Here is a 21,196-nt window from a genome sequence, read left to right as displayed (position 1 = left end):
AGGGTGGGCGGGATGGGGGAGGATGCAAGTATCCGCACGAAGGGAAGTACACGGTGAGCATCGACCCGGCCTCGATTCCGAACTTCGGAGGGCAGCAGCCCGATCCGCAGGCCACAGGACCGGCGGGCCCCGTCGTCCCCGACCAGGATCTGGTCAAGCAGCTGCTGGAGCAGATGGAGCTCAAGTACGTCGTCGACGACGAGGGTGACCTCGCGGCGCCGTGGGAGGAGTTCCGTACCTACTTCATGTTCCGCGGCGAAGCGGAGCAGCAGGTCTTCTCGGTGCGGACCTTCTACGACCGTCCGCACAAGATCGACGAGAAGCCGCAGCTCCTCGAGTCGATCGACGACTGGAACCGTCGCACCCTGTGGCCGAAGGTCTACAGCCACACGCACGACGACGGCTCCGTCCGCCTGATCGGCGAGGCGCAGATGCTGATCGGCACCGGCGTCAACCTGGAGCACTTCGTGTCCTCCACGGTCAGCTGGGTCCGCGCCTCCATCGAGTTCGACAAGTGGCTCACGGAGCAGCTCGGACTGGAGAAGGACATCGACTCCGCCGACGGCGAGGACGAGGACGGCGGGGACAACTGACCCCCCGCTCTCACAGGGGCATCTTGGCGAACACCAGGAGGTAGACCCCGTAGGCGTAACCGAGCCCGGCCAGCCCCGCGGTCACCACGACCGCGGAGCGCGGCCGGGCTCGTGCCATCACGGCGGCCAGCGGCAGCAGCAGCGGGAACGCCGGCAGCAGGAAGCGCGGCTTCGACTCGAAGTAGCCCGCCCCGCCCACGGCGATCACCAGCAGGACCGCGGTGTAGACGAACAGCGGCAGCGGGGGCCGGTCGGCGCACAGCAGCACCGCCAGCAGCAGGGCCGTGCCCAGCAGGAGTGCCGACACGGCGGTGGCGAGCGCCACGGGTCCGCCCCCGAGCACCTCCCAGACCTTGGACAGGGTGGCCCGGCCCCCGTCGAAGCGGGAGCCCCACTGCCGCTGCACGGCGAAGTACCCGGCCACGTCGTCCCTGGCCACCCCGACGGCCACCACGTACGCCAGCCAGCCCGCCGGCGCCAGCAGCCCGGCCGCCCAGACCGCGGGCGCCCGGGATCTTCGTACGAGCAGCGCGTGCAGGGCCGTGACGGACACGGCCGCGGCGACGGCGATCCCGGTGGGCCGGGTCAGCCCCGCGACCAGCGCCAGCGACGCGGCGAGCAGCCAGCGCTCGCGCAGCAGCGCGTACAGCGACCAGGAGGCGAGGGCGACCAGCAGCGGCTCGGTGTAGGCGAGGGTGAGCACCACCGCGTGCGGGACCGCCGCCCACAGCGCGACCAGCAGCAGCGCGACGCGCCGCCCGGCCACCAGCTCGCCGACCCGGTAGACGCCGACGGCGGCCACCGCGGCCGCGGTCCAGGAGACGAGCAGCCCGCCCCACTCGCCGCCGCCGGCCAGCCGCACCAGCGCCGGGTACAGCGGGAAGAAGGCGTAGTCGCTCTGCACCAGCCCGGTGACGGGCCAGATCTGGGTGCGGCCGTAGCCGTGCCGGGCGATGGCGAGGTACCAGACGGAGTCCCAGGAGTGCCCCAGCACCCGTACGGGGCTGCGCCCGGCCCACCAGGCGGCGAGGGCCAGCACGGCGGCCCCGGCCACGCGGATCGCGGCGAACACGCCGAGCGCGAGTGCGGCCGTGGGCACCCCGACGGCCCTGACGTCCCGCGGCCGCACGAAAACAGACGTACTGCCCGTCGCCGTCATCTACCCCGACTTCCTGCGCTGCGTGAGGACGCCCATCCGGACGAGGAGGAGCCTCGGGCACACTAAGCGCCCCCGACTCACTCCGGGCGGGAATGGCGTGGGAAGCTCCGGTGAAATCGGGCACCCCGCGGGGTGCGGGCTTGCTGAGGCGCGGTGGCGGCGCGGCGGCGGGCCGTCCGGCTCAGAGCCGCCGCAGTCGGTCCGCGGCCTCTTCGAGGACCTCGGTCTTCTTGCAGAAGGCCAAGACATGAGCACGGGGCGCTCATACACCCCTAGCACTCAGAACATAATCTGAGTACAGTCTGAGTATGAGCCTTGCTTACCTGGGAGCCGAGCCCGAGTCGGTTTCGTTCACGGATCTGTCGAGAAACCCGAAGGCCGTAGCTGCCCGGGCTGCCGCCCTCGGCGCGCTGCGCGTCACCCATCGGGACGCACCCGACATGGTGCTGACGACTGCGGTGCATGCGGAGCGGACCGAGGAGAACCTCACGACCGCGTCTCGGCTCTTCCTCGCGCTCATGAAGCACGATGACGGAGCCCGCTCGCTACTGCTGGCGCTGCCGGAAGTCTTCCCGTGGGTGCGGCATCTGGACGACGAAGAGATGCGCGCGTTCACCGTGGAGCTTCTGGAAGCGCTTTCCGACGCGGCAGAACTGGGTGCCAGGGAAGCCGTGCACCGCGCGCTCGTTTCCTGGCGGGCGACGGCTCGCATCAACTCCGATCCGGATCAGCTCAAGGAAGCGCTGCGTCCGCTCGACGGGGATGACCTGGGTTCGGTCGAGGTGAGCGGGTGAGCCCGAAGAAGGGCGATCGTGTCAGCGTCCCACCCCTGAACGGGTGGAATGTGGTCTTCGGGACCACGGAGGCGGTGACGGGTTGGGAGGAACTGTGCCGCGCGGCGCTGCCCAGTGCCCACCGATGCCTGGAGGCGCTGCGCACCGACCCGCTGTCGCGTGACAACTGGAATCGCCAACATCAGCTCCGCGGAAAACTCGCCACGAAGGAATGGAAGGGATCCGCGCTGGAGCAGTGGGAGTTCGAGGTCACGAGCGGTGGCCGGGATCGCTACCTGGTCAGCCCGGAAACGGCGACGGTCATTACGGTCTACGCGTCCACTCAGCACCCCAAGGACACCGAGTAGCTCGTCGTTCCCGTTGCGGGACGGGGTCCGGCTGAAATGCCGGGCCCTGTGCCCACACGTTCACCTGGCCGCTCTCAGCGAGCCAGCCGACCGAGGCGGTCCACCGCCTCCTGCAATACAGCCGTTCGCTTGCAGAAGGCCCAGCGGACCTGCGTGGCGCCGGCGGACTTGTCGTCGTAGAAGACCTGGTTCGGAATGGCGACGACCCCGCAGCGCTCGGGAAGGGCGCGGCAGAAGGCGAGGCCGTCCTTCTCGCCGAGGGGGGTGATGTCGGTGGTGATGAAGTAGGTGCCGCGCGGGCGGAAGACCTGGAAGCCGGCCGCCGCGAGGCCGCCGGCGAGGATGTCGCGCTTGGCGGCGAGGTCGGCGCGGAAGGCGTCGTAGTAGGCGTCCGGCAGGTGCAGGGCCTCGGCGATGGCGTACTGGAAGGGGCCCGAGGAGACGTAGGTGAGGAACTGCTTCGCCGAGCGGACCGCCGAGACGAGCTCCGGCGGTGCGGTGATCCAGCCGACCTTCCAACCCGTGAACGAATACGTCTTGCCCGCGCTGCTGATGGTGACCGTGCGCTCGCGCATGCCGGGGAAGCCCGCCAGGGGGGTGTGGGAGCCCTCGAAGACCAGGTGCTCGTACACCTCGTCGGTGACGACCAGCAGGTCGCGCTCGACCGCCAGCGCGGCGATCGCCGCGAGCTCGTCGGGGGTGAGGACGGTGCCCGTCGGGTTGTGCGGGGTGTTCAGCAGGAGCAGCCGGGTGCGCGGGGTGACGGCGGCGCGCAGCTCCTCCAGGTCGAGGGCGAAGGCGTCGCCGTGCGGGCGCAGGGTGACGGGGACGCGGGTGGCGCCGGTCATCGCGATGCAGGCCGCGTAGGAGTCGTAGAACGGTTCGAGGGCGATGACCTCGTCGCCGGGCTCCAGGAGCGCGAGGAGGGAGGCGGCGATGGCCTCGGTGGCGCCCGCGGTGACCAGGACCTCGCTGTCGGGGTCGTAGCCGAGGCCGTAGAAGCGCTGCTGGTGCGCGGCGATCGCGGTGCGCAGCTCCGGGACGCCGGGCCCGGGCGGGTACTGGTTGCCCAGGCCCGTGAGGACCGCGCGGGAGGCCGCCTCGGCGATCTCCGCCGGGCCGTCGGTGTCGGGGAATCCCTGGCCGAGGTTGATCGACCCGGTGCGTGCGGCCAGTGCCGACATCTCCGCGAAGATCGTCGTGCCGAAGGCCGCCAGCCGGCGGTTCAGGAAGGGGCGGTCGCTGCCCACGGGTGCGCTCATGGGCGCCATCCTGCGTGCAACCTCTGGACTTGCTCAAGTGTGCTTTGGGCCGTGCGGGCCGTGGGGATTCCTCCTTCACGCGGGACGCGGGGATCCCGCTCCCCGGGAGGACCGGGGCGTGAGAGAGGGGCGGACATGGAGTTCGTCTTCGTAGTGCTCGGGGTCTGTGCGTTGCTCGTGTTCTTCATGAGCCGGATCGTCCGGAAGCTGGCGGGGCACGGCTCCCGTCCGCGCCGGCCCCGCCGGGGCAGGCGCAGCTGGTGGGCCGGTGACTCCGGCTCGGCGGGCTGCGGATCGTCGTCCTCGTGCGGTTCTTCGTCCTCCTGCGGGGGCGGGGGGTGTGGCGGCGGCAGCTGACACGGGGCGGCCGACGCCGTTCTGACGTGGGCGTCCGAGGGGCCGTTTCCCCTCGGGCGCCCCGCGCGTTGTCCATGCATCCCGACGCGCGGGACGCAACCTCTTGAACACGTGAACTGCCGGGCCCCCGGGGGGATGTAAACCCCGTCAAGTTGGGTAAAAACGCTGTGAGTGCCGTGCCTTTCATGATTCCCTCGGTTGAGTAGACCAGTCCTCGGACCTCCCTGGACTTCCTGTGGACCCGTGCCGGTGTCCCCCCACCCGTGCTTGCTACCGCTGGCGGGCCCCGGCCCATCTCCCTCGCGCGTTTGCGGAGCCGACTCATGCTCACGACCCTCCAGACCTCCTACACCGACACGCGTGCCGCCGACCTCGCCTGGGCCCTGGGTCGGGACCGGCTGCCCGCCCTGGCCGTACTGAACCTCGAACTTTCGGGTGCGAAGGTCGAGTTGCGCCTGCTCGGGGCCTCCCATCAGGTTCTGCTGGAGGAGCGGGACGTGCTCTGCTCGGAGACGGTCGCCTGCATGCCCGGGAGCAGTACGCCGCTGCCGCTCGGCGTGGCGAAGCGGGTGGGCGACTGGGAGTACGAGTTCGCCGCGCGGGTCGAGACCCTGTCCCGGGGATCCTTCGCGGGGCGGGCTCAGGAGCTGCTCGCGCTGGTGGCCGACCACCCGAACGGACTGGCGGGGACGTTCCCGGGGAGCCCGCACGCCTTCACCGCGATGCTCGCCCAGCGGTACGAGGGCCAGGTGCGGTGGCGCACCTGGCACGCGTACCCGCAGGAAGGGCAGTTGGTGGCCACCCGCACGCGGGTCGGGGTGCGGATGGGCGCCGTGGCGCCCGCCCTGGAATCGGCCGCCCTGCTCTAGGCCGTGCGGGGGAGGGGGTGCTCGGGCGGTGCGTGGCCGACCGGCGCTCCGCGGTGCGGGATGTGCGGTGTGGTTACGCCAACTGGCCGGATCAGTGCGCCACTTGCACCCATGTGGGTGACCGGATGCGAGTGGGCGGTGACGTACGGTTCGCTTCATGATCGACCGTTCCGTCCCGCGCCGGGTCCTCCCGGCTCCGGAGCCGGGAGGCGCCGCGACCGTTGCGGCCGCCCTGCCCGTACGGCCCCGGACGGGCCGACTCCTGGTCCTGGCCACCGTGTTCGTCTGCGCAGCCTGCGGGCTCGTGTACGAGCTGGAGCTCCTCGCCCTGGGCACCTACCTCATCGGCGACTCCGTCACCCAGGCGTCGGTCGTGCTGTCCGTCATGGTCTTCGCCATGGGCGTCGGCTCCCTGCTCGCCAAACGCCTGCGGCACCGGCCCGCCCTCGGCTTCGCCGCCATCGAGGCCGGGCTCGCCCTCCTCGGCGGGCTCTCCGCCATAGCGCTGTACGCGAGTTTCGCCTGGCTGGGGGAGTCCCGCCCGGCGCTCGTCGCGTTCTCCTTCGCCATCGGCATGCTCATCGGCGCGGAGATCCCGCTGCTGATGGTCCTCATCCAGCGCATCCGCAGGCAGGACGCGGGCGGAGCCGTCGCCGACCTGTTCGCCGCCGACTACGTGGGCGCCCTCGTCGGCGGCCTCGCCTTCCCGTTCCTGCTGCTGCCGATGCTCGGCCAGCTCACCGGCGCCATGCTCACCGGCACCGTCAACGCCGTCGTCGGCGGCGGACTGGTCCTGTGGCTCTTCCGCCACGACCTGAGCCGGCGCAGCCGCTGGCTGCTCATCGCCGCCAACCTGACCGTCCTCGTCGTGCTCGCCTCCGCGACCGTCCTCGCCGACGACTTCGAGCGGCTCGCCCGGCGCGCCGTCTACGGTTCCGAGGTGCGGGTCGCCGTCCAGACCGGGGTGCAGGAGCTGGTGCTCACCGGCCCCGCGACCGGCTCACCGCGCTCCCTCGACCTGTACCTCGACGGGCGGCTGCGGGTCAGCGGCTACGACGAGTACCGCTACCACGAGGCCCTGGTCCACCCCGCGATGACCGGCCCGCACGCCCGTGTCCTCGTCCTCGGCGGCGGCGACGGGCTCGCCGCCCGCGAGGTGCTCCGCTACCGGGACGTCGCCTCCGTCACCGTCGTCGAGGTCGACCCCGGCGTGGTCCGCCTCGCCCGCACCGACCCCATGCTCTCCGCGCTCAACGCCGGGGTGTACGCCGACCCGCGCCTGGCCGTCGTCACCCAGGACGCCTTCCGCTGGCTGCGCGGGCCCGCCGCGAACGACCGCTTCGACGTGATCGTCTCCGACCTCCCCGACCCCGGCATCACCCCCAGCACGAAGCTGTACTCGCAGGAGTTCTACGGACTGGCCGTGCGGGCCCTGGCGCCCGGCGGCCGGATGGCGGTGCACGCCGGGCCGCTGGCCACGCGCCCCCGTACGTACTGGACGGTCGACTCCACGCTCCGCGCGGCCGGCCTGCGCACCGCCCCCTACAGCGCGGGCGGCCGCCTCACGGGCTTCGCCGCAGGCCCCGACCGCACCCCGCTCGGGGGAACCGGCGCGCCGCCGCAGGACTGGGGGTTCGTCCTGGCCGCCCGCGACCAGGAGCCCCGGCTGCGCGTGGACCACGAGACGCCCGCCCTGCGCTCGCTGTCGACCGGCTCCCTCCAGGACGCGTCGCGCGACGCCGAACGCACCCGGGTGAGCGGACTTCCGCCCTCGACGCTGCCGCATCCGCGCTATTCGTGACCCGGTGCGGTCCAGGCCGTAGGCTCGACCGCATGGAGCATCAGGTGTTCGTCCCGGTACCGGCAGACGACCTCCGCGCCGTGCTGCGCGACCCCGCCAGCGTGGCCCGGTGCGTGCCGGGACTCCAGCAGGACGCCGACACGGGCGTGGGCCCGCTCTCCGGACGGCTCAAGGTGCGGGCCGGCGGGAGCACCGTGACCTACCGGGGCTCCGCGGCCGTCATCGAGCAGGACCCCGACCGCTTCACCTTTGAGGGTGAGGGCACGGAGGTGCGGGGCAGCGGCAGCGTGAAGTTCTCCCTCGGCCTGCGCCTGACCCCGGTCCCGGGCGGGACCCGGATCGACTTCACCGCGCACGCGACCGCCGACGGGCGCGCCGCCTCCTTCGCCCCCGAGGCCGCGGCCACGGCCCTGCGCAGGCTGCTCGACCGGGCAGCCGGCCAGCTGGCCGCGGGGTCCGCGATCAGCGACCCGGTCGCGGAGGCCGAGGCCGAGGAACTCGACGGCCCGGCGGGGCCGGAGGACGAGGTCACCGAGGTCAGTGCCACGGTCTTCGAGACCGAGGTGCCGCCCCCGTCCCTGGACCCCGCCCTGGATCCCTTCCTGGCCGGCGGGTTCGAGGACCTCGACGCGGCCGGAGCTCCGCGGCCCCCGGCCGAGGCCGCCCACGCCCGCCGCACCATGATCGGCCGCAGCGCCGAGGAGGTGGACCACGCGCCCCCGCGCGGCCGGTACGCCCCGGTGCCCGCGCCGGCCGCCACCGCGACCGGCGACAGCCTGCGCTGGATCGCCCCGGCCGCGGCGCTCGCGCTCGCCTCGGCCGTCGTCATCGGCCGGGCCCTGCGCCGCCGCCGCTGACCTGCGGCCTCGGCCACGTCGACCCGCGGGGATTCTCGGCGGGCCACCCCCTAGGGTCGACCGCATGAGTACGCAACTGAGCGCCGGCGGCACCGAGGTGACTGTCGACCAGGAGAACGGCTGCCGGATCAGCAGTCTGCGCATCGACGGGACCGAGCTGCTGCGCCAGGGGCCCCGGTACGGGTCCTTCCCGATGGTGCCGTGGTGCGGCCGTATGAAGGACGGCCGGTTCCACAACGGTGCGACCCTGCACCAGATGCCCCTCGACCACCCGCCGCACGCCCTCCACGGCTTCGGCCGTGACGCGTCGTGGCGGCCGGCCGGCGCCACCGCCACCGAGGCCGCCTTCACCTACGACCTCGTCGACCCGTGGCCGACCCCCGGCCGGGTCACCCAGGTCGTCACGCTCGCCGAGGACTCGCTGACCCTCACCATGGGCGTCGAGACGTACGGGGACTCCTTCCCGGCCCAGGCCGGCTGGCACCCCTGGTTCCTGCGCAACCTGGGCGGCCGGGACGTGGAGCTCTCCTTCGACCCCGCCTGGCAGGAGGAGCGCGGCGCCGACCACCTCCCCACCGGCAACCGCATCGACCGGAAGCCCGGCCCCTGGGACGACTGCTTCGGCATGCCCGACGGGGTCGACGTCACCCTCACCTGGCCCGGCGCACTGGAGCTGCGCATCACCAGCAGGTCCGAATGGGTGGTCGTCTACGACGAGCAGGCCGAGGCCGTCTGCGTCGAGCCGCAGTCCGGCCCGCCGAACGGGATCAACACCGCTCCGCGCCTGGTCACCCCCGTGGACCCGCTGGAGGTTTCCACGACCTGGACGTGGCGTCGGCTCGCCTAGCCCGCAACTAAGCTCGTCGGCATGAGTGACGTCAACGAAGTAATGCCGCCAGGCACACGGGATGCGCTTCTGCAGCAGATCAAGGACAAGGCCGTCGTGCACGGCAAGGTGATCCTCTCCTCCGGCCGGGAGGCCGACTACTACATCGACCTCCGTCGGATCACCCTCGACGGCGAGGCGGCCCCGCTGGTCGGCCAGGTCATGCTCGACCTCACCGCCGAGCTCGACTTCGACTGCGTCGGCGGCCTCACCCTCGGCGCCGACCCGGTCGCCACCTCGATGCTGCACGCCTCCGCCGCGCGCGGTCAGCGCCTGGACGCGTTCGTCGTCCGCAAGGCGCAGAAGGCGCACGGCATGCAGCGCCGCATCGAGGGCACCGACGTGAAGGGCAAGCGCTGCCTGGTGGTCGAGGACACCTCGACCACCGGCGGATCCCCGCTGACCGCCGTCGAGGCCGTCCGCGAGGCCGGCGGCGAGGTCGTAGCCGTCGCCACGATCGTCGACCGCGGCGCCGCCGACGCGATCGCCGAGGCGGGCCTGCCGTACCTCACCGGCTACCGCCTCGAGGACCTCGGCCTGTCCTGACCGGCCACTGCGGCAACTCGTGACAAAGGTCCCCGGCCGCCCTTGAGGCGGGCCTGACCTGGCCTTTCCCCGCGGCCCGGGATGTTTCACGTGAAACATCCCGGGCCGTTCGCCCATCACGTGAGACCGGCGGGCTGGACCCTTGCGCGGAGTCTGGAAAGATAGGCGCGACGATGACGTCGCCCCCAGGTCAGGGCCCGCAATAAGCACACTCCCCGCACATCCAAGGAGCGGACAGATGCCCATCGCAACCCCCGAGGTCTACAACGAGATGCTCGACCGGGCGAAGGCAGGCAAGTTCGCCTACCCGGCCATCAACGTGACCTCGTCCCAGACCCTGCACGCTGCGCTGCGGGGCTTCGCGGAGGCCGAGAGCGACGGCATCATCCAGATCTCCACCGGTGGTGCGGAGTTCCTGGGTGGCCAGCACAAGAAGGACATGGTCACCGGCGCGGTCGCCCTGGCGGAGTTCGCGCACATCGTCGCCGCCAAGTACGACATCACCGTCGCGCTGCACACCGACCACTGCCCCAAGGACAAGCTGGACGGCTACGTGCGTCCGCTCCTGGACATCTCCGCCGAGCGCGTCGCCCGCGGTCTGAACCCGCTCTTCCAGTCGCACATGTGGGACGGCTCCGCCGAGACCCTGGCCGACAACCTTGCCATCGGCCAGGAGCTGCTCGCCAAGGCCGTCGCGGCGAAGATCATCCTCGAGGTCGAGATCACCCCGACCGGCGGCGAGGAGGACGGCGTCAGCCACGAGATCAACGACGAGCTCTACACCACCGTCGAGGACGCGATCCGTACCGCCGAGGCCCTGGGCCTGGGCGAGAAGGGCCGCTACCTGCTGGCCGCCTCCTTCGGCAACGTCCACGGCGTCTACAAGCCGGGCAACGTCGTCCTGCGCCCCGAGCTCCTCAAGGACCTCCAGGCCGGTGTCGCCGAGAAGTTCGGCAAGGCCTCGCCGTTCGACTTCGTCTTCCACGGCGGTTCGGGCTCCACGGCCGAGGAGATCGCCACCGCGCTGGAGAACGGCGTCGTGAAGATGAACCTGGACACCGACACCCAGTACGCCTTCACCCGCCCGGTCGTGGACCACATGTTCAGCAACTACGCCGGTGTCCTGAAGGTCGACGGCGAGGTCGGCACCAAGTCGAAGTACGACCCCCGCACCTGGGGCAAGGCCGCCGAGGCGGGCATGGCCGCGCGTGTGGTCGAGGCGTGCGCGAACCTGCGCTCCGCCGGCACCAAGATCAAGTAGTCGCCCGCCGCAGCCGCGGCAGCAGTCGCACAGGAGGGTCCGGCCCCCGTCCCAGGACGGAGGCCGGGCCCTCCGGCGTTCCCGGACGGGGGCCGGACGGGGGCCGGCGGGGGCGGTGCGGGGGCGGGGACGCCGGTGGACGGTGGCTCCGCGATGGTGTGAACTGCAATCCTGCGTCGGGGGCGTGGAGGGGGACAGGGGCACATGAGGGCTGGACGACCGCAGGTGAAGCAGGACCGTGCGGTGCGCACCCGCCGGGCGATCCTGGAGGCCGCCGCGATGGTGTTCGAGGACCGCGGGTACGACGCGGCCAAGCTGACGGACATCGTCAGCCTCGCCAAGGTCACCAAGGGCGCGCTCTACTTCCACTTCGAGTCGAAGGAGCACCTGGCGCAGGCCGTGATCGAGGCCCAGGTGAACATGCACGCGCCGTTCGCCCCGCAGGAGTTCAAGGCGCAGGAGTTCGTCGACGTCGGCATGGTCTTCTCGCACCGTCTCCAGTACGACGTGCTGATGCGCGGCAGCGCGCGGCTCACCCTGGAGCACAACGGGCGGGAGCTGGACCGGGCGGCGCCGTACCTGGGGTGGATCGAGCTGCACACCGCACTGATGGCGGAGGCGAAGGAGCGCGGCGAACTGCTCCCGCACGTGGACCCGTCGGCTGCCGCGCGGCTGGTGGTCGGGGCCTTCGCCGGGCTCAACGTCATGTCGCAGACGCTCGGCCTCGAACTGGACCGGGAGGTCTCGGCGCTCTACGCCAACGTGATGCCGGGCCTGGTGCTCCCGGCCGTGGCGGAGCGGCTCGACACCGCGCCCGGCCGCGGCGCCAGGGCGCTGCACGACCAGGCCGAGGCCTGCCGGTGCGATCGCCCCGTGCCGCCGCGTCCACCCGCCGCAGCCCTCGCCCCCACAACCTGACCCCGCCCCCTCGCCCCCGCCCCCTCGCCCCCTCGCCCCCTCGCCCCCCGGCCCCCTCGCCCCCCTCGGCCCCCCCTCGCCCCCCGGCCCCGGCGGGCCCCGGCCCCGGCCCCCGCCCCCCGCCGCGGCCCTCGCCTCCCGGGCCTGGCGGCCCACCCCGCAGCGCCCCGGGGCTCGGCGGGGTGGGCGGTCCGGGGCCGCGGGTTGTGCCGCCGGTTTTGCGGACCACCGCACCCGGCAGACTGGGGGCATGTCCATTCACCAGAACCTGCTCGGGGGCCCCGCCCCCACCCACCTCCCCGACGAGCCCGGCCGTGCGGCCATCGCCGCCGGCACCCCGGCCGTCGAGGTGGCCGCCGCGCACCCCACGTCCTCCCTCGCCTGGGCGGTCCTCGCCGACGAGGCGTTCGCCGCCGGCAGCACGGTGGAGTCGTACGCCTACGCCCGTACGGGCTACCACCGCGGTCTCGACGCGCTGCGCCGCGCCGGCTGGAAGGGCCACGGCCCCGTCCCGTGGGAGCACGAGCCGAACCGCGGTTTCCTGCGCGCCCTGCACGCCCTGGCCCGCGCGGCCGAGGCGATCGGCGAGAAGGAGGAGTACGAGCGCTGCACGACCTTCCTGCGCGACTCGTCCCCGACGGCGGCGGACACGCTGAGCGCCTGAGGCCGTACAGCGGGGGGTGACACGCGGACATCTCATGTGGTCTGCATCACTCCCCGCTGGAGCGCCGGCGCGCCGGCGCCCTATGATGCGGGCAGGGGACCGGGGCTCCACTCACCTCACGGAAGGAGCGGACCGCTACCCGGAAGCACGTGTCGAGGAGACAGCGATGTCGAACACCCTTGATGCCTCCGGAGTCGGCGGGGAAACCCCGAACCTCGACTTCGACGGCACGACCCCGTACGAGGACTACGTCCAGGCGGACGTCCTCACCCACCTCCAGCACCTCCGCTCGGACGACCCCGGCGAGATGGTCTTCCTGGTCACGACCCAGGTCATGGAGCTGTGGTTCACGGTCATCGTCCACGAGTGGGAAACCGCCGCGAAGGCTCTGCGCGAGGACCGCATCCCGGTCGCGATGGATGCGCTGAAACGTTCCCTCCGTGAACTGGAGGCCCTCAACGCCTCCTGGCGCCCGCTCGCCCAGCTCACCCCGGCGCAGTTCAACGCCTACCGCGGTGCCCTCGGCGAAGGTTCCGGTTTCCAGTCGGCGATGTACCGCCGGATGGAGTTCCTGCTCGGCGAGAAGTCCTCCTCCATGCTCGTCCCGCACCGGGGCGCGCCGCGCGTCCACGCGGAGCTGGAGAAGGCCCTCCAGGAGCCCAGCCTCTACGACGAGGTGCTGCGCCTCCTGGCCCGCCGCGGCCTGCCGGTCCCGGAGTCCGTCCTGCACCGCGACCTCTCGGTGCGCTACGAGGCCTCGCCCGAGGTCGAGGCCGTCTGGACCGGCCTGTACGCCGCCCCGGACGAGAACCCGGACCTCCACCGGCTCGGCGAGGTCCTCACCGACGTCGCCGAGCTCGTCTGGCGCTGGCGCAACGACCACCTGGTGGCCACCCGCCGTGCGATGGGCGCGAAGACCGGCACGGGCGGCTCGGCCGGTGTGACCTGGCTGGAGAAGCGCGCCACGAAGAACGTCTTCCCGGAGCTCTGGACGGCGCGCAGCTATGTCTGACACCTCCGAGGACATAGCGGCGGACCTCCGTACCCGCGCGGCCGCCCTGGACGCCGCCGACGAGCTGGCGAAGCTGCGCGAGCGCTTCACCCTGCCCGACGGCGTCGTCTACCTGGACGGCAACTCGCTCGGCGCACTCCCGACCGGCGTGGCCGCGACCACCGCCGACGTCGTGGCCCGGCAGTGGGGCGAGCTGCTCATCCGCTCGTGGGACGAGAGCGGCTGGTGGACCGCGCCCGAGCGGATCGGCGACAAGATCGCCCCGCTCATCGGCGCCGCCCCCGGCCAGGTGGTCGTCGGCGACTCCACCAGCGTCAACCTCTTCAAGGCGCTGGTCGGCGGTGCCCGCCTCGCGGCTCCCGGCCGGACGAAGCTGCTGGTCGACTCCGCGACGTTCCCCACCGACGGCTACATCGCGCAGTCGGCGGCCCGGCTGGCGGGCCTGACCGTCGTCCCGGTCGACCCCTCGCGGGCGGCGGAGGCGATCGACGCGGACACCGCCGTGGTCCTCCTCAACCACGTCGACTACCGAAGCGGCCGGCTCCACGACCTGCCGGCCCTCACGGCGGCGGCCCGCGCCGCCGGGGCGGTCGTGGTCTGGGACCTGTGCCACTCCGCGGGCGCCCTGCCCGTGGGCCTCGACGAGCACGACGTCGACCTGGCGGTCGGCTGCACGTACAAGTACCTCAACGGAGGCCCCGGCGCCCCCGCGTACCTGTACATCGCCGCCCGCCACCAGGACGCCTTCGACTCCCCCCTCCCCGGCTGGAACGGCCACGCGGACCCCTTCGCGATGACCCCGGCCTACGAGGCGGCGCGGGGTGCGACCCGCGGCCGCGTCGGCACCCCGGACATCCTGTCCATGCTGGCGCTGGAGGCGGCGCTCGACGCCTGGGACGGCGTGGCCGTCGAGGCGGTGCGGGCCAAGTCGCTCGCCCTGACCGACTTCTTCCTCGAATGCGTGGCGGCGTACGTCCCGCAGGGCCTGGTGGAGTCTGTCACCCCGGCCGAGCACGAGCGCCGCGGCAGCCAGGTCTCGCTGCGGTGCGAGAACGCCCGTGAGGTCATGGGCGAGCTCATCGCCCGGGGGGTCATCGGCGACTTCCGCGCACCCGACGTCCTGCGCTTCGGCTTCACCCCGCTGTACGTCGGTTTCGCCGACGCGGAGCGCGCAGCCCGCACGCTGGGTCACATTTTCGGGTGACGCGGTAGCGAAACGTCACATCACAGGGCGGGCGGGGCTACGGCTCCGTCCGCCCCGTCATATTCCGGGCCCAGCACGGAACCGCCCGTTCCAGACTGATACGGTCCCGCTCTGCCGGAACACCGGAACATCTGTCCCCGCTGTCCCACGCGTTACCGAGAGGTTGAGCCGATGACGGACCCCGCCGCCGTGGAACGGGACGCCGCCGAGGCCGCCTCGGCCTTCGCCCATCCGGCGGTCGCACCGGACGTGACGGCCGCTTACGGGGAACACCCCGACCACGTCGTCGACTTCTACGCCCCGCGCGGCGAGGCCACGGGACCGGTCCCGCTGGTGGTGGTCCTGCACGGCGGGGCGTGGCGGGCCCCCTACGACAGGCAACACATCACCCCCTTCGCGGACTTCCTGGCCCGGCGCGGTTTCGCCGTCGCCAACGTCGAGTACCGGCGCGGAAGTTCCCTGCCGCACCAGAGCGCCGAGGGGCCGGTCGCCGGGCGCTGGCCGGAGACCTTCGACGACGTCGCCGCCGCGATGGACGCCCTCCCGGGCCTGGTCGCGACCGCCCTGCCGCAGGCCGACGTCCGCCGTGTGGTCGTCACCGGGCACTCGGCGGGCGGCCACCTCGCGCTGTGGGCCGCGGCCCGGCACGTGCTCCCGTACGGCTCGCCGTGGCGGCTGTCCGTCCCGCCGATGCTGCGCGGGGTGGTGGCGCTGGCGCCGATCGCGGACTTCACGGTGGCGGAGGAGCTGGGCGTGTGCGGCGGGGCGAGCGCGCAGCTGCTGGGCGGCGCGGAGCACTGGGACGAGCGGCTGCCCTCGGCCGACCCGGCGTCGCTGCTGCCGACGGGCATCGCCACGGCGGTGGTCCAGGGCCGGGACGACATCGTGGTCCCCCAGGAGGTGGCCGAGGCGTACGTGGCGGCGGCGGCGAAGGCGGGGGAGATGGTGGGGCTGACCCTGCTCGACGGGGTCGGGCACTTCCCGCTGATCGACCCGGCGGCGGACGCCTGCGCGGTGGTCGCGGAGGAGATCTCCCAGCTGGCCTGGTAGCGGACCCCGGCCCTCCGCCGCACCGTCGGTGACCAGCACGGATGCCCGTGGCGGGGATGGCCGCCACGCTGGTTACTCTGGTCAAGCTTTGATCAGTTTGTGCCGAAGGACCAACAAAAAAATGGGGGGGCCGGTGCGCAATCACCGACTCGTAATGACCGCTGCCCTCGTGGCGGCGGGTCTCGGGCTCAGCCCGACCATGGCCTCGGCCACCGAAGGGCCGTCCAAGGCCGTCGCGCCGAGCCCGGCCAAGGCCGAGGGTGCCGCCGCAAAGACGTTCCACAGCCCTGCCGACCGTACGGTCCGCACGGCGCTGCCGGGCGCCCGCAACAAGGCCGCCGAGGACCACACGGGGATCGCGGTCGCGATCGAGGGCCGAAGCTTCAGCGCGTACGGACTCGAACTCGAGACCAGGATCACGGGTCCGGACGGCGTCACGCTCGACGTGGTCGTCGACTGGGGCGACGGCAAGACGGAGAAGACGACCGTCAAGGGGTCCGGCGAGCTGGTCCACGGCCACACGTACGCCGAGGTCGGCAACTACACGGTGAAGGTCACCGCGACCGACACCGCCAACGCCGTCCGGGGTGCCAACGAGATCGCGTTCGTGACCCCGGGCTCCAAGTTCACCCCGCACGCGCCGACCCGGCTGCTGGACACCCGTGACGGCACGGGCACGAAGGCCGGCAAGGTCGCCGCGCGGGGCGCGACCCGCGTGAAGGTGGCCGGCAACTCCGGCATTCCCGCAGGAGTCGAGGCGGTCGCCCTCAACGTCACCGTCACCAACACCACCGCCGGCGGTCACATCACGGTGTGGCCCGGGGGGAAGGGCTCGGAGCGGCCCGAAACCTCGAACCTGAACTACACGGCCGGCCAGTCCGTTCCGAACATGGTCATCGTCCCGGTGGGCGCCGACGGCCAGGTGGAGCTCTTCAACGGCGGCTGGGAGTCGGTCGACCTGGTCGCCGACGTCACGGGCTACTTCACCCGTAGCGCGGCCAGTGGCTACACCTCGATGACCCCGGCGCGGTTCGTCGACACCCGCGAGGGCCTGGGCACGGCCAAGGGCCAGCTCGCCGGGCGGGCCACCTTCGCCACCCAGATCAGCGATCTGCGCGGCGTGCCCAAGGGCATCACGGCCGTGGCGCTGAACGTGACGGTGACCGACCCGAAGGAGGCCGGGCACCTGTCCGTCTTTCCGGGGGGCGGGCAGGCTCCCACCGCGTCGAACCTGAACTTCACCGCCGGTCAGACGGTCGCGAACTCGGTGATCGTGCCGGTCGGTCCGGACGGCAGGCTCAGCGTCTTCAACGGCGCCTGGGCGGGCACCGACGTCGTCGTGGACGTCGTCGGCTACTACAGCAAGGACAGCAAGGCCGCATACCGGCCCATCGGCCCGTGGCGGACCCTGGACACCCGCGACCCGGAAAGCTGGTGGCCGGGTGGCCGTCTGCCGGCCCGCGGGTACATCCCGCAGTGGTACTCGCCCGACGACCACGCGGGTGACGAGGCCCTCGTGCTGAACACGACGGTGACCAACACGGTCGATCCCGGATTCCTCTCCGTGGCCCCGAGCCCCTTCCCGTGGCTGGTGAACGACCAGCCCGGGGCGCCCGTCCCGACCCGTCCCGGTTCCTCCAGCCTGAACTGGACTAAGGGCGCCACCGTCGCCAACCTGGTGCAGGCCGGTGACGGCGAGCACGGCATCGTCCACTTCTGGAACCAGGGCTGGAAGGACGCCGACCTGATCGTCGACCTCTTCGGCGTCTACGAGACCGACTGATCCGCCGGTCCGCGCACACGGCGAGGGCCCCGTCCGATCTCACGACCGGACGGGGCCCTCGCCCGTTCGCCGACCCGCTGGACATTGGGATCAGTTCGGGACAGAAACGCGCCAACTCGCCTGGATTGCACATGTATTCGCGATCTCACGGGTGAAGATCTATGTACTCTGTAGCCCAGACCTGAGCACGTTCAAAAATGGGGGGACCGGTGCGCAGTCGCCGTCTCGTAATTTCCGTCGCCGTCATCGCGGCAACCATCGGTCTCGCGCCGGGCATCGCCCAGGCCGCGGAGCCGGTCGCGCCCGGAGCGGCCACGCCCGGAGCGGCCACGCCCGGAGCGGCCACGCCCGGCGTGGGTGCGCCCGCCGTCGACCTGGCCAAGGCCGCGGCGCCTGACCTCAAGACCTACAAGAGCCCCGCGGAGCGTTCCGTCCGCAAGGCCCTGCCCGGCGCCAAGGGCGGGGTCGCCGCCCAGCAGGCGGCCGGCAACCCGGACCTGGCCCTCGTCCTGAACGCCGCGGCCACCACCGCGCACGCGTTCGACCTGAACACCACCGTCATCAGCGCCGACTCCACGCTGAAGGTCACCGTCGACTGGGGCGACGGCAGCAGCCCCGACGCCATGGACGCGTACGGCTCGACCGAGCTGAAGAGCAGCCACACCTACGCGAAGCTCGGCCAGTACAACGTCAAGGTCACCGTGACGGACCCGGCCAACCAGGCCGAGGTCGTCAACGAGTTCCCGGTCATGACCGCCGGCTCGGACTTCGTCGCGCACACCCCGACGCGCCTGCTGGACACCCGCAACGGGACCGGAGCGGTCCGGGGCAAGGTCCCCGCGTACGGGTCGACCCGCGTGCAGGTCGGCGGCAACGGCGCGATACCGGAGGGGGTCACCGCCGTCGCCCTCAACGTGACCGTCACCAACACCACCAGCGGCGGGCACATCACCGCTTTCGCCGAGGGCACCGAGCTGCCGACGACCTCGAACGTGAACTTCGAGGCCGGCCAGTCCGTCCCCAACCTGGTCATCGTGCCCGTCGGCAAGAACGGCTACGTCGAGCTCGCCAACCGCAGCTCGGAGTCCGTCGACCTGATAGCGGACGTGACCGGCTACTTCACGCGCACCGACGCCGCCGGCTACACGCCGATGACGCCGGTCCGGTTCGTCGACACCCGTGAGGGCCTCGGCACCACCCGGGGCCAGCTGGCGGGCCAGAAGACCTTCGGTACGCAGATCAGCGGCCTGCGCGGCGTGCCGGAAGGCATCACGGCCGTGGCGCTGAACGTGACGGTGACCAACCCGAAGGAGGCCGGGCACCTCTCCGTCTTCCCGGCCGGCGGGAGCATCCCCATCACGTCCAACGTGAACTTCACCGCCGGCCAGACGGTCGCGAACGCGGTGATCGTGCCGGTCGGCCCCGACGGCAGCATCAACGTCCGCAACGGCGCCTGGGCCGGCACGGACGTGATCGTCGACGTCGTCGGCTTCTACAGCACCGACAGCAAGGGCGCCTACATGCCGATCAAGTCGGTCCGGCTGATCGACACCCGCGACCCGCGCTGGACCCACGGTCCGATGCAGGGCCGCGGCTACATCTGGCAGGCGCTGTCCGCGGGCGAACCCGGCATCGCCGGCTACGTCCTCAACACGACGGTCACCAACACCGCCGGCACGGGCTTCCTGTCGGTCGCCCCGGACCCGAACACGCGGGAGCAGTACCGGCAGGGCAGCCAGGTCTTCCCGCAGCGCCCCACCGCCTCGACGCTGAACTGGACGGCCGGCAAGACCGTGCCGAACCTGGTCCAGGCGGGCTCCGGGAACAACGGCATCGTCGACTTCTGGAACCAGGGCTGGGACAAGACCGATCTCGTCGTCGACATCTTCGGCTACTACGAGACCAACTGATCCACCGCCGAGCGCCCCGGGGACGGCCTCCCCGGGGCGCTCAGCGTTCGGGCGGCCTGCCGCCCGGAGCCAGGTGCTCCACCAGTTCGGCCAGGTCCTCGCAGACCTGCTCGATCCGCAGCCGTACGTTGTTCTGCTCGGTGACCAGCGCGGACAGCAGCAGCCCGGTCAGGGCGGCCGCTCCGTTGAGGGCCTGCAGGTTGACCATGAGCTCCAGCAGGCTGTGCTCGGTGAACGGTCCGACGTGATCGTGCGCCGCCGAGATCGCCAGGACCGAGATCAGCAGGGCGCACGGCGCGCTCCCGGCGAACTGGAAGCGTACGGCCGCCCAGATCAGCAGCGGGAAGACGAGGAAGAGCACGGACAGGTGGCTGCGGGTGGCCACGAGGGTGACGACCACGGACGTGACCGCCAGGGCCGACACCTCGACCAGCCGGTAGTCGTCCCGGGGCAGCCGGGCCCGGCGCAGGACCAGCAGCAGCGGGGTCAGTACGAGCACCCCCATGGCGTCCCCGACCCACCAGGCCGCCCACACCGGCCAGAATCCGCCCCGGGGCAGATCGCCGGTGAGGACGAGGGTCCAGGTCCCGGCCGTCGCGCTGATCAGCATCGGTAACAGGCCGCCCAGGAAGACGAGCGCCAGCGCGTCCCGCAGCCGGTCCATCTCCGTGCGGAAGTCCACCCGGCGCAGCATCAGGTACGCGCACACCGGTGCGATGGTGTTCCCGGCGAGGATGCCGAGGTCGCTGAGGTCGAATTCGCTGATGCGTTCGATGGCGAAGTAGGTGCCGAGGGAGATCCCCGGCCAGACCCGCAGGCCCAGCCAGAGCAGGGCGGCCAGCGCGATGCCGGTGGGCAGCCACAGCGGGGTGACCTGGGCGCCGTCGACGGTCACGCTCTGGCGCAGGCCGATCCGCCCGCCGATGTAGTAGGCGACGGCGACGGCGAGGATCAGTAGGAGCAGTTCGGCCGGACGTCGCCATCCCTCGGTGCGCACCGCTTCATCAGACAACAGCCCGCGGGCCGGGTGGGGCGTGACACGCGCTACGCCGTCCCACGGGGTTCCGGGCCGCCGTCCTCGCCCGAGCCGGCTTCCGGGGCGGGTCCGGCCGCGTCGTGGCTGAGGACGAGCACCGCGGCGTCGTCCGCGTGGCCCGTCGAATCGGCCACCTTCATCACCTCGGCGGCCAGCTCGGCGGGGTCGGTGCCCGCCGCCTCCCGGACGACCTTGACCACGCGTTCCAGCCCCACTTCGAGCGGGAACCGGGGGCCCTCGACCACGCCGTCGGTGAGCAGGACGATCGATCCCGCCTCCGTCAGCCGCCGCCGGGTCACCGCGTACGCCGACCCGGGCACCAGGTTCAGCGGCAGCCCGCCGTTGTCCTCGGCTATGCCGTACCGGCCGTCGACCGTGGCCCAGACCGCGGGGACGTGACCGGCCCGGGCGCTCTCCAGCTCCCAGGTGTCCGGGTCGAAGCGGAGCAGGCTGCAGGTCGCGAAGAGGTCGCGGTTCATGGAGAGCAGTACTTCGTTGGCCCGGCTCAGCACCTCGCCGGGATCGACGACCACGGCCGCCACGGCCCGCAGGCAGATCCTGACCTGCCCCATGAAGGCGGCCGCGTCGACGTCGTGGCCCTGGACGTCACCGATGCAGAAGGCGAGGGCGCCCTCCGGCAGCCGGAAGCCGTCGTACCAGTCGCCGCCGATGTCCAGGCCGTGCCGGGCGGGCGAGTAGCGGGCCGCGGTGCGCAGCCCCGGCAGGCAGGGCAGCTCGGTGGGCAGCATCTCGCGCTGCAGGGCCTCGGCCAGTTCCACGCGCGCCTGCTGGAGCTCCACGCCCTGCCGCGCCTGAGCGGTCAGCCGGCCGAGCATGCTCAGCAGGTCGGCGCTGGCGACCCGAGGGGGACGGCGCCGGTTCATCGA

At 72.2% G+C, this 21,196-nt stretch carries 20 protein-coding genes; 16 read left to right on the top strand and 4 right to left on the bottom strand.

Annotated features, from left to right (window positions below):
• The first annotated feature begins 53 nt into the window (after positions 1-53).
• Positions 54-593, top strand: a complete 540-nt coding sequence (locus tag OHA91_RS18130; protein ID WP_030647953.1) for a YbjN domain-containing protein — start codon at positions 54-56, stop codon at positions 591-593.
• Between the two features lie 10 nt (positions 594-603).
• Here the strand turns inward: OHA91_RS18130 and OHA91_RS18125 are convergent, their stop codons facing one another.
• Entirely contained in the window at positions 604-1,692 is a 1,089-nt protein-coding gene (locus OHA91_RS18125) for a hypothetical protein (protein WP_266499085.1), read from the bottom strand.
• 368 nt (positions 1,693-2,060) lie between these two features.
• Between OHA91_RS18125 and OHA91_RS18120 the strand changes: the two genes are divergently transcribed.
• Together OHA91_RS18120 and OHA91_RS18115 are read left to right on the top strand one after the other, a co-directional pair.
• Complete coding sequence (locus OHA91_RS18120; RefSeq protein WP_266499082.1) at positions 2,061-2,546, top strand: prevent-host-death family protein; 486 nt, start codon at positions 2,061-2,063, stop codon at positions 2,544-2,546.
• Positions 2,543-2,893 carry a hypothetical protein gene (locus tag OHA91_RS18115; RefSeq protein ID WP_266499080.1) on the top strand — a complete coding sequence of 117 codons (351 nt, stop codon included), beginning with the start codon at positions 2,543-2,545 and terminating at the stop codon, positions 2,891-2,893. Before OHA91_RS18120 ends, OHA91_RS18115 begins: the two co-directional genes overlap by 4 nt.
• A gap of 74 nt (positions 2,894-2,967) precedes the next feature.
• Here the strand turns inward: OHA91_RS18115 and OHA91_RS18110 are convergent, their stop codons facing one another.
• Positions 2,968-4,164 carry a pyridoxal phosphate-dependent aminotransferase gene (locus OHA91_RS18110; protein ID WP_266499078.1) on the bottom strand — a complete coding sequence of 399 codons (1,197 nt, stop codon included), beginning with the start codon at positions 4,162-4,164 and terminating at the stop codon, positions 2,968-2,970.
• Between the two features lie 671 nt (positions 4,165-4,835).
• On the opposite strand from OHA91_RS18110, the gene OHA91_RS18105 reads away from it, so the two are divergent.
• The 13 genes from OHA91_RS18105 to OHA91_RS18045 all read left to right on the top strand — a co-directional run bounded on the left by OHA91_RS18105 (position 4,836) and on the right by OHA91_RS18045 (position 19,273).
• Positions 4,836-5,381, top strand: coding sequence for a DUF2617 family protein (locus OHA91_RS18105; protein ID WP_266499075.1), 546 nt, complete (start codon positions 4,836-4,838; stop codon positions 5,379-5,381).
• A 157-nt stretch (positions 5,382-5,538) separates the two neighbouring features.
• On the top strand, positions 5,539-7,182 hold the full coding sequence (locus OHA91_RS18100) for a polyamine aminopropyltransferase (protein ID WP_266499073.1): 1,644 nt from the start codon (positions 5,539-5,541) through the stop codon (positions 7,180-7,182).
• Positions 7,183-7,214: 32 nt separating this feature from the next.
• Positions 7,215-8,039, top strand: a complete 825-nt coding sequence (locus OHA91_RS18095) for an SRPBCC family protein (protein ID WP_266499071.1) — start codon at positions 7,215-7,217, stop codon at positions 8,037-8,039.
• A gap of 64 nt (positions 8,040-8,103) precedes the next feature.
• Entirely contained in the window at positions 8,104-8,886 is a 783-nt protein-coding gene (locus tag OHA91_RS18090; RefSeq protein WP_031155151.1) for an aldose epimerase family protein, read from the top strand.
• A 21-nt stretch (positions 8,887-8,907) separates the two neighbouring features.
• A complete protein-coding gene (gene pyrE, locus OHA91_RS18085; protein ID WP_031155153.1) occupies positions 8,908-9,471 on the top strand; it encodes an orotate phosphoribosyltransferase in 564 nt (187 codons plus the stop codon).
• Positions 9,472-9,709: 238 nt separating this feature from the next.
• A complete protein-coding gene (gene fbaA, locus OHA91_RS18080) occupies positions 9,710-10,732 on the top strand; it encodes a class II fructose-bisphosphate aldolase (protein WP_031155155.1) in 1,023 nt (340 codons plus the stop codon).
• A 204-nt stretch (positions 10,733-10,936) separates the two neighbouring features.
• Positions 10,937-11,650 carry a ScbR family autoregulator-binding transcription factor gene (locus tag OHA91_RS18075; RefSeq protein WP_051893481.1) on the top strand — a complete coding sequence of 238 codons (714 nt, stop codon included), beginning with the start codon at positions 10,937-10,939 and terminating at the stop codon, positions 11,648-11,650.
• 250 nt (positions 11,651-11,900) lie between these two features.
• Entirely contained in the window at positions 11,901-12,314 is a 414-nt protein-coding gene (locus OHA91_RS18070) for a DUF3151 domain-containing protein (protein WP_031147497.1), read from the top strand.
• 166 nt (positions 12,315-12,480) lie between these two features.
• The gene (locus tag OHA91_RS18065; protein WP_136230952.1) at positions 12,481-13,326 is read left to right on the top strand and encodes a tryptophan 2,3-dioxygenase family protein; all 846 of its coding nucleotides are present in this window, start codon (positions 12,481-12,483) and stop codon (positions 13,324-13,326) included.
• Complete coding sequence (gene kynU, locus OHA91_RS18060) at positions 13,319-14,530, top strand: kynureninase (protein WP_031147499.1); 1,212 nt, start codon at positions 13,319-13,321, stop codon at positions 14,528-14,530. Before OHA91_RS18065 ends, kynU begins: the two co-directional genes overlap by 8 nt.
• Positions 14,531-14,701: 171 nt before the next feature.
• The gene (locus OHA91_RS18055; RefSeq protein WP_031147500.1) at positions 14,702-15,580 is read left to right on the top strand and encodes an alpha/beta hydrolase; all 879 of its coding nucleotides are present in this window, start codon (positions 14,702-14,704) and stop codon (positions 15,578-15,580) included.
• 154 nt (positions 15,581-15,734) lie between these two features.
• Positions 15,735-17,363, top strand: coding sequence for a PKD domain-containing protein (locus tag OHA91_RS18050; protein ID WP_266499059.1), 1,629 nt, complete (start codon positions 15,735-15,737; stop codon positions 17,361-17,363).
• Between the two features lie 209 nt (positions 17,364-17,572).
• Positions 17,573-19,273, top strand: coding sequence for a PKD domain-containing protein (locus tag OHA91_RS18045; RefSeq protein WP_328739618.1), 1,701 nt, complete (start codon positions 17,573-17,575; stop codon positions 19,271-19,273).
• Between the two features lie 40 nt (positions 19,274-19,313).
• Here OHA91_RS18045 and OHA91_RS18040 read toward each other — a convergent pair whose 3' ends face one another.
• The gene (locus OHA91_RS18040; protein ID WP_037631706.1) at positions 19,314-20,270 is read right to left on the bottom strand and encodes an MASE1 domain-containing protein; all 957 of its coding nucleotides are present in this window, start codon (positions 20,268-20,270) and stop codon (positions 19,314-19,316) included.
• Between the two features lie 47 nt (positions 20,271-20,317).
• Positions 20,318-21,193, bottom strand: a complete 876-nt coding sequence (locus OHA91_RS18035; protein ID WP_051892820.1) for a PP2C family protein-serine/threonine phosphatase — start codon at positions 21,191-21,193, stop codon at positions 20,318-20,320.
• Between the last annotated feature and the right edge of the window lie 3 nt (positions 21,194-21,196).

It is taken from the genome of Streptomyces erythrochromogenes, assembly GCF_036170895.1.
Lineage (GTDB): Bacteria > Actinomycetota > Actinomycetes > Streptomycetales > Streptomycetaceae > Streptomyces > Streptomyces erythrochromogenes.
The sequence above is the reverse complement of the archived record's forward strand: the minus strand, read 5'-3'. Positions and strand labels throughout refer to the sequence as shown.

Bases quoted from the DNA above. Each gene is read 5' to 3' on its own strand.
- OHA91_RS18075 (WP_051893481.1), top strand. From the start codon at position 10,937: ATGAGGGCTGGACGACCGCAGGTGAAGCAGGACCGTGCGGTGCGCACC.
- OHA91_RS18090 (WP_031155151.1), top strand. From the start codon at position 8,104: ATGAGTACGCAACTGAGCGCCGGCGGCACCGAGGTGACTGTCGACCAG.
- OHA91_RS18070 (WP_031147497.1), top strand. From the start codon at position 11,901: ATGTCCATTCACCAGAACCTGCTCGGGGGCCCCGCCCCCACCCACCTC.
- OHA91_RS18065 (WP_136230952.1), top strand. From the start codon at position 12,481: ATGTCGAACACCCTTGATGCCTCCGGAGTCGGCGGGGAAACCCCGAAC.
- fbaA (WP_031155155.1), top strand. From the start codon at position 9,710: ATGCCCATCGCAACCCCCGAGGTCTACAACGAGATGCTCGACCGGGCG.
- OHA91_RS18055 (WP_031147500.1), top strand. From the start codon at position 14,702: ATGACGGACCCCGCCGCCGTGGAACGGGACGCCGCCGAGGCCGCCTCG.
- OHA91_RS18100 (WP_266499073.1), top strand. From the start codon at position 5,539: ATGATCGACCGTTCCGTCCCGCGCCGGGTCCTCCCGGCTCCGGAGCCG.
- OHA91_RS18035 (WP_051892820.1), bottom strand. From the start codon at position 21,193: ATGAACCGGCGCCGTCCCCCTCGGGTCGCCAGCGCCGACCTGCTGAGC.
- OHA91_RS18095 (WP_266499071.1), top strand. From the start codon at position 7,215: ATGGAGCATCAGGTGTTCGTCCCGGTACCGGCAGACGACCTCCGCGCC.
- pyrE (WP_031155153.1), top strand. From the start codon at position 8,908: ATGAGTGACGTCAACGAAGTAATGCCGCCAGGCACACGGGATGCGCTT.
- kynU (WP_031147499.1), top strand. From the start codon at position 13,319: ATGTCTGACACCTCCGAGGACATAGCGGCGGACCTCCGTACCCGCGCG.
- OHA91_RS18120 (WP_266499082.1), top strand. From the start codon at position 2,061: ATGAGCCTTGCTTACCTGGGAGCCGAGCCCGAGTCGGTTTCGTTCACG.
- OHA91_RS18050 (WP_266499059.1), top strand. From the start codon at position 15,735: ATGACCGCTGCCCTCGTGGCGGCGGGTCTCGGGCTCAGCCCGACCATG.
- OHA91_RS18105 (WP_266499075.1), top strand. From the start codon at position 4,836: ATGCTCACGACCCTCCAGACCTCCTACACCGACACGCGTGCCGCCGAC.
- OHA91_RS18110 (WP_266499078.1), bottom strand. From the start codon at position 4,164: ATGGCGCCCATGAGCGCACCCGTGGGCAGCGACCGCCCCTTCCTGAAC.